Origin of the sequence: Pseudomonas sp. 43A (assembly GCF_013363935.1) — a bacterium.
Lineage (GTDB): Bacteria > Pseudomonadota > Gammaproteobacteria > Pseudomonadales > Pseudomonadaceae > Aquipseudomonas > Aquipseudomonas crudilactis.
In genome coordinates this window covers 5,324,605-5,336,896 of the sequence record NZ_CP054880.1, presented here as the reverse complement: position 1 = coordinate 5,336,896, position 12,292 = coordinate 5,324,605, and the positions used below count along the sequence as shown (strand labels likewise).

General features: G+C 58.8%; 13 protein-coding genes. All 13 read left to right on the top strand.

From position 1 onward, the window contains the following. Positions 1-23: 23 nt before the first annotated feature. The 13 genes from HUW52_RS23335 (at position 24) to HUW52_RS23275 (ending at position 12,224) form a co-directional block, all read left to right on the top strand. Entirely contained in the window at positions 24-644 is a 621-nt protein-coding gene (locus HUW52_RS23335; RefSeq protein ID WP_175555010.1) for a pseudaminic acid biosynthesis-associated methylase, read from the top strand. Continuing rightward, positions 641-1,336, top strand: a complete 696-nt coding sequence (gene pseF, locus HUW52_RS23330) for a pseudaminic acid cytidylyltransferase (protein WP_175555009.1) — start codon at positions 641-643, stop codon at positions 1,334-1,336. The genes HUW52_RS23335 and pseF overlap by 4 nt, the downstream gene beginning before the upstream one ends. Continuing rightward, positions 1,333-2,838, top strand: coding sequence for a UDP-2,4-diacetamido-2,4,6-trideoxy-beta-L-altropyranose hydrolase (gene pseG, locus HUW52_RS23325; protein ID WP_175555008.1), 1,506 nt, complete (start codon positions 1,333-1,335; stop codon positions 2,836-2,838). Before pseF ends, pseG begins: the two co-directional genes overlap by 4 nt. Beyond that, positions 2,831-3,883 (top strand): pseudaminic acid synthase, encoded by a 1,053-nt coding sequence (pseI, locus tag HUW52_RS23320; RefSeq protein ID WP_175555007.1) that lies wholly within the window; start codon positions 2,831-2,833, stop codon positions 3,881-3,883. Before pseG ends, pseI begins: the two co-directional genes overlap by 8 nt. 226 nt (positions 3,884-4,109) lie before the next feature. Continuing rightward, a complete protein-coding gene (locus tag HUW52_RS23315; protein ID WP_175555006.1) occupies positions 4,110-5,036 on the top strand; it encodes a ketoacyl-ACP synthase III in 927 nt (308 codons plus the stop codon). 87 nt (positions 5,037-5,123) lie between these two features. Beyond that, positions 5,124-6,413 (top strand): motility associated factor glycosyltransferase family protein, encoded by a 1,290-nt coding sequence (locus tag HUW52_RS23310; RefSeq protein ID WP_175555005.1) that lies wholly within the window; start codon positions 5,124-5,126, stop codon positions 6,411-6,413. Beyond that, the gene (locus HUW52_RS23305; protein WP_016984294.1) at positions 6,410-6,676 is read left to right on the top strand and encodes a hypothetical protein; all 267 of its coding nucleotides are present in this window, start codon (positions 6,410-6,412) and stop codon (positions 6,674-6,676) included. Before HUW52_RS23310 ends, HUW52_RS23305 begins: the two co-directional genes overlap by 4 nt. 243 nt (positions 6,677-6,919) lie before the next feature. Then, complete coding sequence (locus HUW52_RS23300) at positions 6,920-7,771, top strand: flagellin domain-containing protein (protein ID WP_016984295.1); 852 nt, start codon at positions 6,920-6,922, stop codon at positions 7,769-7,771. Between the two features lie 73 nt (positions 7,772-7,844). Then, positions 7,845-8,201, top strand: a complete 357-nt coding sequence (locus tag HUW52_RS23295; protein WP_016984296.1) for a flagellar protein FlaG — start codon at positions 7,845-7,847, stop codon at positions 8,199-8,201. A gap of 82 nt (positions 8,202-8,283) precedes the next feature. Beyond that, on the top strand, positions 8,284-9,744 hold the full coding sequence (fliD, locus tag HUW52_RS23290) for a flagellar filament capping protein FliD (protein WP_016984297.1): 1,461 nt from the start codon (positions 8,284-8,286) through the stop codon (positions 9,742-9,744). Positions 9,745-9,873: 129 nt separating this feature from the next. After that, positions 9,874-10,269, top strand: a complete 396-nt coding sequence (fliS, locus tag HUW52_RS23285) for a flagellar export chaperone FliS (RefSeq protein WP_016984298.1) — start codon at positions 9,874-9,876, stop codon at positions 10,267-10,269. 10 nt (positions 10,270-10,279) lie between these two features. Beyond that, positions 10,280-10,576 carry a hypothetical protein gene (locus tag HUW52_RS23280; RefSeq protein ID WP_016984299.1) on the top strand — a complete coding sequence of 99 codons (297 nt, stop codon included), beginning with the start codon at positions 10,280-10,282 and terminating at the stop codon, positions 10,574-10,576. A 172-nt stretch (positions 10,577-10,748) separates the two neighbouring features. Further along, positions 10,749-12,224 (top strand): sigma-54 dependent transcriptional regulator, encoded by a 1,476-nt coding sequence (locus HUW52_RS23275; RefSeq protein WP_016984300.1) that lies wholly within the window; start codon positions 10,749-10,751, stop codon positions 12,222-12,224. Positions 12,225-12,292 lie beyond the last annotated feature (68 nt).

Genomic DNA, 12,292 nt, shown 5'->3' with positions numbered 1-12,292 from the left:
GCGGCGACGGATGAGTATCTGCAATGCGTCAGTTGAGTGAGCAGGAAAAGTTCTGGCAGGGCGACTTCGGTAACCAGTACGTCGAGCGCAATGCGGGTCAGCCGCTGATGGCGGCGAACCAGGCGTTGTTTGCCAAAGCGCTCAGCCGCGCCGCAGGTATCGAAAGTCTGGTAGAACTGGGGACTAACGTCGGCAACAATTTGCAGGCGTTGCATCAACTGTTTCCACGCTGTGAGCTATTCGGCGTCGAGATCAACGACAACGCCTGTGCTCAGGCACGTGCGCTGGACATTGCACAGATCTGGCATGGCTCACTGTTCGATTTTCCACGCGAACGCCGCTACGACCTGACATTGAGCAAGGGTGTGCTGATTCACCTCGCACCGCAGCTGTTGCCGACGGCTTATGCGCAGTTGTATGAGTTGAGTCAGCGCTACATTCTGATCGCCGAATATTACAATCCGGCGCCGGTAGAAGTGACTTATCGTGGCAACAGCGGCAAGCTGTTCAAACGTGATTTCGCCGGCGAGATGCTTGATCGCTATGCCGATCTGCAGCTGCTCGATTATGGTTTTGTCTATCACCGCGATCCGCAATTCCCGGCGGACGACATCACTTGGTTTCTGCTGGAAAAACGCCCTTGAGTAACGTCGCAATCATCCCGGCCCGTGGCGGCAGCAAGCGCATCCCGCGCAAGAATCTCTTGCCGTTCGATGGCGTGCCGATGATTGTTCGTTCGATCCGCACGGCGCTGGATTCAGGTTTGTTCGAGCAGGTGGTGGTCAGCACCGACGATGCCGAGATTGCCGATGTGGCGCGAGCGCACGGTGCGCACGTGCCCTTCATGCGTCCGGCGGCGCTGGCCGATGACTACACCGGCACCGCGGCTGTGATCGTGCACGCCTTGCAGCAACTGCCGGCCTTTGATTACGCCTGTTGTGTGTACGCCACGGCGCCGCTGTTGCAGGCACGTTATCTGCGCCAGGGCATCGAGTTGCTTGAGCAACGTCCAGACAAGTCCTTCGCGTTCTCCGTGTGCGGTTTTGGTTTTCCGGTGCAGCGTGCGCTGACGCTGGACGAACAGGGCGCCTTGACCGCGCTGTATCCCGAATTTCGCGAGACTCGCTCCCAGGACCTGCCCGAAGCGTTTCAGGACGCTGGCCAGTTTTACTGGGGGCGCAGTGCAGCGTGGCTGCGTGGCGAAGTGCTCTATTCGCCCGCCAGCCTGCCGGTGATTCTGCCCCGCCATCTGGTGCAGGACATCGACACCCCTGAAGACTGGAAACGCGCCGAATACCTTTACGCTGCGCTCAAGGCCGGGGGAGAGTTGCAATGAGAGTTTTGATTCGTGCCGACGCCTCGCCCACCATCGGCAGCGGCCACATTGCCCGTTGCCTGACGCTGGCGCGCGTGTTGCGCGCGCAGGGCAGCCACGTCGCGTTTGCCTGCCGGTGCTTGCCGGGGCATCGCCTGGATGCCTTGAACGCCGAGGGCTTCGAGACGTTTGCGCTACCCGAGCGCTACGCCGCTGAAGACCCACAGCAGGCCATCGAATCGATGTTGCCGTGGCAGGCCGACATCGACGCGTTGGGCATGCAGCTTGAAGGTCAGGCCGAGTTTGACTGGGTCATCGTCGATCACTACGGCCTCGATCACCAATGGCAGACGGCTGCTCGACAGTGGGCGCCACGAATTGCGGCAGTGGATGATCTTGCCACGCGGCGCTACCGCGTCGATCTATTGCTCAATCAGAATCTCTCGGGCCTGTACGAGAGTTATCAAGCGCTGTTGCCAGAAGGTTGCCGCACCTTGCTCGGCCCACGCTATGCCATGTTGCGTGAAGAATTCCGCTGCCCGGCCATCGAGATCAAAGACCGGGCCCGACGGGTATTGGTCAACTTCGGCGGTTTCGATGCCGCGCGGCAAACCCACCACGCGATGCTCGCGCTGGCCGATTTTGCCGAGTTGCAGGTTGACTTCGTCGCTGGCGCCGACAATCCGGCATGGGCGCAGATGCAGGCCTTATGCGAGACAAGGCCGAACTGGCGTCTGCACAGTTTTGTCAGCGACTTCTACCAGCGCATGACCGAAGCTGATCTGTTTATTGGTGCCGGTGGCGGCACCAGTTGGGAGCGGGCAGCGATGGGGCTGCCGACGATCTGTATTGCCGTGTCGAACAATCAGCAGGCCAACGGCGAAGTCATGGCGGCAGCCGGCGCGCATGTGTTCATGGGCGCCCGCGAGCAGGTCAGTGTTGAGCAGTTGCGCGACGCCATCGGCTTTGTCACCGGCAATCACTATTTGCGCCAGAGTCTGGCCGAGCGCTCGCGGCAACTGGTCGACGGGCGCGGTGCCGAGCGTGTCGCGGCGGCACTGGCCGGTGCCGTGCTCAAGGTGCGCGCGGCGACGCTGGACGATGCGCAGTTACTGTTCGATGGGCGCAATGCCGAAACGGTACGGCGCTGGTCGCTGGACAGCGGCGTGATCGATTGGCCGCAGCACCTGAACTGGCTGACGGCGAGCTTGCGCAATCCGCAGCGCCTGCTGCTGATCGCCGAGGCGGACGACGGCGCGGTCGGCGTTGTGCGGTATGACCTGCGCGGGTTTGCAGCCGAAGTCTCGATCTACCTGCTCGAACGGCGGATGGGCCTGGGGTGGGGCAGGGCGCTATTGGCCCGTGGCGAGGTATTTGTTGCCGCGCACTGGCCGCAACTGACGGTCATTACCGCTCGGGTATTGCCGGACAATCGTCCCTCGTTGAATGTGTTTCGTGACGCCGGGTTCACCAAGAGTGCCTGTGCGTTCACCCGTGTTTTGAAGGATCACCCGCATGACTAGTTTCAAGATCGGCAACCGCTTGATCGGCGCCGACGCGCCGCCCTTCATCATCGCCGAGATGAGCGGCAACCATAACCAGTCGCTGGACCTTGCCCTGCAGATTGTCGAGGCCGCGGCCAAGGCCGGGGCGCATGCGCTGAAGCTGCAAACCTACACCGCCGAAACCATGACGCTGGACCTGGCTGAAGGCGAATTCTTCATCAAGGATCCGGGCAGTCTGTGGGCGGGTACTTCGCTCTACGATTTGTATGAACAAGCTCATACACCGTGGGAATGGCATGCGCCGATTTTCGCCCGTGCCAAAGAATTGGGCATGCTCGCCTTTTCCACGCCGTTCGATGACAGCGCGGTGGACTTTCTCGAAAGCCTTGATGTGCCGGCGTACAAGATCGCCAGTTTCGAAAACACTGACTTGCCGTTGATCCGCCGTGTGGCGGCCACCGGCAAACCGCTGATCATCTCCACCGGCATGGCCAGCATCGCTGAGCTGGATGAAGCAGTACGCGCCGCCCGCGAGGCAGGCTGCAAGGACCTGGTGCTGCTCAAATGCACCAGCACTTATCCGGCGACACCGCTTAACAGCAACGTACGCACGATCCCGCATCTGCGCGAATTGTTCGGTTGCGAAGTGGGGCTGTCGGATCACTCGATGGGCGTTGGTGTGTCCGTGGCCGCCGTGGCGCTCGGCGCGACGGTGGTGGAAAAGCACTTCACCCTCGACCGTTCAGCAGGTGGCGTCGATGCGAGTTTTTCGCTGGAACCAGCGGAAATGGCCAGTCTGGTGGTGGAAACCGAGCGTGCCTGGCAAGCCATGGGCCAGGTGCATTACGGCGTCACAGAGGCGGAACGCAAGTCGCTGGTCTATCGCCGCTCGCTGTACGTCACCGCCGACATGGCCGCCGGTGACACCTTTACCGGGGACAATCTGCGCGCCATTCGCCCGGGTCTCGGTCTGCCGCCCAAGCACACCGACGCCGTCCTCGGCCGCCGCGCGCGCGCGCCGATCAAGCGCGGCACACCGCTGGACTGGTCGTTGGTCGAATAACCCGATCTGCACCGATTCGGCAAAATAGCGTGACCTGCGAGTCATAACGCGCATCTTCACTGTATTGTATTGATCGGGGAGATGGCGCCTGGCTCGTTTTCGATTCCAGTGATAGCCCTTTGCGCTCCCCGTGGCTGCCCGTTGTGGCGGCCGTTTTCTGTTTGTCGGCGCCCCTCGAAATCCTTGCGAGCGGTGGTCTTGGGCTGTTTTTTATTGGGAAGCCGTAATGATTGGCATAAAAAGCATTGCGAGCTACGTTCCTGTAGCCGGCGTGGACAATTACGCACAAGGTGCAAAATTCGAGAAGGATGAAGAATTCATCCTTGGCAAGATCGGCTCGGCGTTCCTGCCGCGCAAAGACGCTGAACAAGAAACTTCCGATCTGTGCGTGGAAGCGGCCAATGCGCTGTTTGCCAATAACCCTGAGCTGAAGCGTGAATCGATCGATGCACTGATCGTCGTCACCCAGAACGGTGATGAAGAAGGCCTGCCACACACCGCCGCGATCGTGCAGGACAAACTCGGTCTGCCGACCAATGTGGCGGCGTTCGATATTTCCCTGGGCTGTTCCGGTTATGTCTACGGCATCTACGCGATCAAGGGCTTCATGGAAGCCGCCGGCCTGAAGAACGGCCTGCTGATCACCGCTGACCCGTATTCGAAAATCGTCGACCCGGAAGACCGCAATACCACCATGCTGTTTGGCGATGCCGCGACTGCGACGTGGATGGGCGAAGAGCCGACCTGGGCGCTGGGCAAGGCCAAATTCGGCACTGACGGCTCCGGTGCACCGCACTTGAAAGTCACCGATGGCGTGTTCTTCATGAACGGTCGTCAGGTGTTCAATTTTGCGTTGCTGAAAGTCCCGGCACACTTGCACGAGTTGCTCGATGACTCTGGTCTGAAGGCGGATGACATCGATGCCTTCTGCATTCACCAAGGCAGTGCGGCGATTGTCGACGCCGTGGCGCGGCGCTTCGAAGGCGAGCCGGAGAAGTTCATCAAGGACATGGTCGAGACCGGCAATACCGTGTCGTCGAGCATTCCGTTGCTGCTGGAAAAACACGTCATCGATTCCGATTGGCAGCGTATTGCGCTGAGCGGTTTTGGTGTCGGTCTGTCGTGGGGCTCGGCGATCATCTATCGCCCTTGAGTCCGATCAAAAACGGCGGATACAAAAATAGCGTTCAAGGTTAACCTTGAGCGCTATTTTTTTGCCTGTAAGGGAGCGCGAGGCGCCATGAGCGAGTTTTTCCAAGCCAACGCCGAGGTGTTGCAGCGGCGCTGGCCGGCACTGTTTGCACGATTGGTGACTGAAGACACTTCGGCCATTCAGGCCGAACTGGTGCAAGGCCTGGGCTCTACGCTGAGTGTGGACGGGATTCAACTGACCAGTCGCCACGACCGGATCCACGAGGCCAGGGTGCAGGCGGCCAGCCTGCCGGAAAAGCCTCGGTTGCACGTCTACGGCACCGGCCTTGGAGACTTGCCGTCGGTGTTGCTTGAGCGCGCCGCACTTGAGCGGTTGTACGTGCATATCCTCAACGGCGCCTTGTTTGCGTTGGTGCTGCAGTTGCTCGACCAGCGGCAATGGCTGGAAGACCCCAGAGTGGAACTGATGTATGCCGGCGATCATGCGGATATCTACACGCCGTTTTTTGCGCTGCCCGCCGAAATGCTCCTGGCCGATGATTTCAGCGCGAAGATTCGTGATCGGCTGGTCAATGAAGTTCACCTGAGTTTCAACAATCGCGAGTTCGATCCGCAATCGCCGGTGATTCAGCAGCGCTTGCGCGACAGTCTGGACGTGCTGCTGGCCGATGATGACGTGGCGCAACTGTTTGGCACCTGCGTTGGCCGCGAAATCTATGTGATCGGCACCGGACCGAGCCTGGAAAGTCATTTTGAACGGCTGGCGTCGGTGCGCGGCCAGGCCGAGCGGCCGTTGTTCATTTGTGTCGACACGGCTTATCGGCCTTTGCGTCAACACGGGATCATCCCCGATCTGGTGGTGACGATCGATCAGCTCATCAGCTTTCGGCATCTGCCTTTCGAAGAGTCCGACGGCATTCCGCTGGTGTATCTGCCGATGAGCTCGCCGCAGGTGTTGAAGGCCTGGAAGGGCAAGCGCTATGGCGCCTATACCGCCAGCCCGGTCTACGCCACGTTGCGTGAGCAGCACCCTCGGGCCGAATTGCATGCCGGCGGCAGCGTAATTCACCCTGCAGTGGACCTGGCGGTGAAAATGGGCGGCACGCGCATCACCCTGTTCGGCGCCGACTTTGCCTTCCCGATGAACAAGACACATGCCGGATGGGACGATGGCGACCTCGGCCCGGCCCTGGAGCAGGCGCGGCACTGGGTCCATGACGGCAATGGCGAACGGGTCAGGACGCAGCTGAATTTTCGTGGCTACCTGTGCGTGCTGGAGCGTTATATCGCGCGGCATCCAGAGGTCAGCTTCCTTAACAGCAGTCGGGCAGGGGCGATGATCGTGGGTACGCAGTTCAATCCGGAGTTTGTGCAATGAGTGTGCAGGTGACGTGCATCAGCGCATGCCGGCAATGCGCCGGCTTGTTTCGTCTGGGACGTGATGTCGAAGCGGCGCTGATCATGGTCGAGGTATTCGACGAGGCGCAGCGGTTGTTTTCGCTCGCCCGTGCGGATCTCCAGCAGTCGTGGACACAGGTCCTGACAGACATTCTGGCGTGTCAGGAACGCCAGGATTGGTTGGGGCTTGCCGATTTCATCGAGTATGAACTGATTGAATTGCTGGAAAGCGCGCAGCGCTGAAGGGGGGCGACGGCTCTGGTACAAGGGTTGATGCTGCGGGCAGTTTTATGGCGTCATTTTTTCGTGGGTGGGGGCGTGCTAAGCCTTTGTTTTTTTGGGAGTGGCAGGGTGATGGCAAATTTTTTTCAAAAAGCCCTCAAGCAACCTGCAAACCCGACGATAACTATTACGAAGGTTCTCTAGGCCATACCCGGCGGTTGCCAGGGCCGGAAGCCGCAGTACCCAACCAACGAGGAATTCGTCATGGCTTTAACAGTAAACACCAACACCACGTCGTTGAACGTTCAGAAAAACCTGAACCGCGCTTCCGACGCTCTGTCGACTTCGATGCAGCGCCTGTCTTCCGGCCTGAAAATCAACAGCGCTAAAGACGACGCCGCTGGCCTGCAGATCGCTACCCGTATGACTTCCCAGATCCGTGGTGGCAACCAGGCGATCCAGAACGCCAACGACGGTATCTCCGTTGCTCAGACCGCTGAAGGCGCTCTGCAAGCTTCGACCGACATTCTGCAGCGTATGCGTGAACTGGCTGTTAAAGCCCGTACCGGTACCAACGGCAGCATCGACCAGAAAGCAACCAACGACGAATTCGCCCAGATGTCGGACGAACTGACCCGTATCTCTGCTTCCACCAACCTGAACGGCAAAAACCTGCTGGACGGTTCGGCTGGTACTGTGACCCTGCAAGTGGGCGCAAACACCGGTTCGGCTAACCACATCGACCTGGTACTGAGCTCCAAGTTCGACGCCGTCAGCCTGTCCGTAGGTAGCGGTACTGTAGTTCTGACCGGTGCAAGCGTATCGGGCGCTGCTGCCAACATCGACAACGCAATCACCGCGATCGACGCTGCAATTGCAACGATCAACAGCACTCGTTCGAGCCTGGGTGCTTCGCAAAACCGTCTGACCAGCACCATCTCCAACCTGCAGAACATCGTTGAGAACACCACCGCTGCACAGGGTCGTGTACAAGACACCGACTTCGCCGCAGAAACTGCTAACCTGACCAAGCAGCAAACTCTGCAGCAGGCTTCGACCTCCGTTCTGGCTCAAGCCAACCAACTGCCTTCCGCTGTACTGAAGCTGCTTCAGTAATTTCGGAACAAGTTTGGGCGGGGGAGTGCGCTTGTCGTGCTCTCTCGCCTTTTTACGTTAGGAGGTGATGAGCATGGACATGAGCGTCAAGCTTAACCAGTCTTATCCGGCTCCCAAGCCAGTCACGCCGGTCGCTGACAAACCGTCAGAGACGCCTAAAGTTGTCAAGGCTGAAGCGCCGGTCGCTGCCAAGAGTCAGGATTCGGACAACGCCAAGTTGAAGCTGGCGGTGCAGGAGATCGAGAAGTTTGTTCAATCGATCAAGCGCAATCTGGAGTTCTCGATCGACGAGCATTCCGGGAAGGTCATCGTCAAGGTGATCGCAAGCGAGACGGGTGAGGTCGTTCGACAGATTCCCTCCGCAGAAGCTCTCAAGCTGGCAGACAGCCTGGCCAACGCAAGCCACGTATTGTTCGACGCCAAAGTCTGATAGCTGGCATGAATAATGTTTGTCTGTTCTCAGGACGCGTGTAACGGTCAAAAGAATGGCAACAATCTGAAGGGAGATGCACATGGCAAGTCCAATTCTACCGGGTTCCGGACTGGGTTCCGGCCTGGACATCGGTGCGATCGTCACTGCGTTGGTCAACGCTGACAAGGCGCCGAAGCAGACGCAGATCGACACCGCGACCAAAGCCAACACGCTGAAGATTTCCGGCGTCGGCTCGCTGAAGAGCGCGTTGACCGCGTTCCAGACGGCGATGACCAATCTGGGCAGCAAGACCAATCCTGCATTTTCCGGCTTCACCGCGACTTCGAGCAATACCAATCTGAGCGCGACGTCCGACAGCACTGCAGTGGCGGGCAATTACAACGTTGTTGTCAGTCAATTGGCCACTGGCTCGAAAATCGCCAGCGCCTCTTTCGCCGGCGGTGCCGCCAGTGCCATTCCGAGTGGTACCCTGAAAATCAGTCAGAATGGCACTGATTACAATGTCGACATTCCGGCAAATGCCACGTTGCAAACCACCCGCGACGCCATCAACAAGGCTCAGGGCGCCAACGGGATTTCCGCCAACATCGTGACCGACAGCTCCGGCTCGTCGCGCCTGGTGATCAGTTCGAGCAAGACCGGCGAAGGCTCTGACCTCAAAGTCAGCGGTATTGCCGGTCTGGAAATCGATGGCACCCAGAAGATGGGCGCTAGCCCGGCTGCAGGCGCTTCAGGCGCTGTCAACGACGTTGCGGGAAACGCCAAGCTGACCATCGACGGCCTTGAAGTCACCAGCAAAAGCAACACGGTGACCGGTGCAATCAGTGGCTTGACCCTGAACCTGACGACGGTCAGCCCTGTCGTGGGTAGCGTTGGGACGCCGACTGTGGTCAGCGTGGACGCCAACACCAAAGGTCTGCAGACATCGATTCAGTCGTTCGTCGACGCTTACAACACGTTGAAGACCACCATCGATACGCTGTCCAAGGCGACGGCGGATGCCGATGGCAAGCTGACTGTGCAGGCGGCTTTCACTGGCGACGCGATGCCGCGCGCACTGATTGCCGATATTCGTGAGCAGTTGACGGCAACAGGCGCTGGCGGCCCGTTGTCGGTGCTGTCGCAGTTGGGTGTGATGACTGACCGTGACACCGGTAACCTGAAGTTTGATACCGCTGCTTTCACCAAAACCATGGCGCAGCCAGGCATGACCGGCCAGGTTCAGCAGTTGTTCACCGGCACCGACGACACCAATGGCCTGCTGACGCGTATGAGCAAGGTGGTTGATCCGTATCTCAAGCCGCCAGCGGGTAGCATTAACGGCACCGGCTTGCTTGATCAGCGCATGGCCATTCTCACTAAAAACACCAGAAACCTGACCGACCAGCAAGCGGCACTCGACCTGCGTGTCGAGAACCTGACCAAGACGTTGACTGCCAAGTACAACGCCATGGACTTGCTGGTAGGCCAGATGAAGGCGACGGCGAGCAACATCACGTCGTTCTTCAGCTCGCTGAACGCTCAGCAGTCCGCGAAGTAACAGGCAGGCACGACAAAAACCCGGCTACGCTTTATCGGCGTGTGCCGGGTTTTTGTCTTTTGATCTAAAGTTCTCTGATTCGTTGGCGATACACTGGTTATACGAGTCAATGTGGCAATGAGGTAGAACATGAATCCGATGTTAGCCCTTCGGCAATACCAGAAAGTCGGCGCACACGCACAGACGTCCGAAGCGAGCCCGCACCGTCTGGTGCAAATGTTGATGGAAGGTGGTCTGGGGCGTATCGCCGAGGCCAAGGGCGCCATTGAGCGCAAGGATATTGCTGCCAAGTGCACGGCTATCAGCAAGGCTGTTGGCATCATTGGCGGCTTGTGTGAAGGTCTGGATCTGGAAAACAGCGCCGAGTCGGTGGCTGAGCTCAACCAGCTCTACATCTACATGATGAAGCGACTGGCCGAGGCCAACATCAAGAGTGATCCGAAGATCCTCGACGAAGTGGCCGGTCTGTTGCGAACCGTGAAGGAAGGTTGGGACGGCATCGCTCCACCTGGCCCGCAGTTTTAAGGAGATCGTCATGAGTCTTGTATTGCAGCGAATCGCCGATACCCGTGAAGCATTGGTCACTGCGTTGGCCGAGCGCAACTGGGAAGCCATTGGCGAGCTGGATCTGGCTTGCCGTTCCTGCATGGAAGACGTCATGGCCGAAGCTGCGCTGGATGAAGTCGCGTTGCGCGACAACCTTGAGGAGTTGCTGCATGTCTACAAGGAGCTTCTTGAGGTGGCCATGGGTGAGCGGCAGGCAATAGCCAACGAGATGTCGCAGATCACCCAAGCGCAGAAGGCGGCAAAGGTTTACCATCTGTTTGGTTAATTAACCCCCAGTTAATCCAGACATGTGCGCCATAAATTTGACTGTGCACGGTTTTTTGACTTAACTAGTGGCTGTTTTCAGATTTCAGGCGTCTACAGGCACATGGTGTCCTGCAAGCGTCTCGCTTGCCCCTAATTTCGGGCATTGAGTTGACTAGGGAAGTTGCTATTGCATGTGGCGTGAAACCAAAATTCTGCTGATCGATGACGATAGCGTCCGCCGCCGCGACCTGGCGGTGATTCTAAATTTTCTTGGCGAAGAAAATTTACCCTGCGGCAGCCATGACTGGCAGCAGGCAGTCGGCTCTTTGTCGTCTAGTCGTGAGGTCATTTGCGTACTGATCGGGACGGTTAATGCTCCTGGCGCGCTTTTGGGCTTGCTAAAGACACTCTCAACCTGGGATGAGTTCCTTCCGGTTTTGTTGATGGGCGATAATTCTTCCGTTGACCTGCCTGAAGACCAGCGTCGCCGAGTGCTTTCGACCCTCGAAATGCCTCCCAGCTACAGCAAATTGCTCGATTCGCTGCACCGTGCCCAGGTCTATCGCGAGATGTATGACCAGGCCCGCGAGCGCGGTCGTCATCGCGAACCCAATCTGTTCCGCAGTCTTGTCGGCACCAGCCGTGCGATCCAGCACGTGCGCCAGATGATGCAGCAAGTCGCCGATACCGACGCCAGCGTGCTGATCCTCGGTGAGTCCGGCACCGGCAAGGAAGTGGTCGCGCGCAACCTGCATTACCATTCCAAACGTCGCGATGCGCCATTTGTGCCGGTCAATTGCGGGGCGATCCCGGCAGAGCTGCTCGAAAGCGAATTGTTCGGCCACGAGAAGGGCGCCTTCACCGGCGCAATCACCAGCCGTGCCGGCCGTTTCGAACTGGCCAACGGCGGTACGCTGTTCCTCGACGAAATCGGCGACATGCCGCTGCCGATGCAGGTCAAGCTGCTGCGCGTCTTGCAGGAACGCACCTTCGAGCGCGTGGGCAGCAACAAGACTCAGAGCGTTGACGTACGCATCATCGCGGCGACGCACAAGAATCTCGAAAGCATGATCGAGATCGGCACCTTCCGCGAAGACCTTTACTATCGCCTGAACGTGTTCCCGATCGAGATGGCGCCGCTGCGTGAGCGTGTCGAAGACATTCCGTTGTTGATGAACGAGCTGATCTCGCGCATGGAGCACGAGAAGCGCGGTTCGATCCGCTTCAACTCGGCGGCGATCATGTCGCTGTGCCGTCACGGCTGGCCGGGCAACGTTCGCGAGCTGGCCAACCTGGTCGAGCGCATGGCGATCATGCACCCGTACGGCGTGATCGGCGTGGTCGAGTTGCCGAAGAAATTCCGCTACGTCGACGACGAAGACGAGCAAATGGTCGACAGCCTGCGCAGCGATCTTGAAGAGCGCGTGGCGATCAATGGCCACACGCCGGACTTCACCGCCAACGCCATGCTGCCGCCGGAAGGTCTCGACCTGAAAGACTACCTCGGTGGTCTGGAGCAGGGCTTGATCCAGCAGGCACTGGATGATGCCAACGGCATCGTGGCGCGTGCCGCTGAGCGCTTGCGTATCCGCCGTACCACCCTGGTTGAAAAGATGCGCAAATACGGCATGAGCCGGCGCGATGGAGACGAACAGGCGGATGATTGACGCCTGTTTTTCAACTGCTTCATTTATAAGCAGTTTTTTTTAGGCACGGGTATTGCTACAGCCCTCGC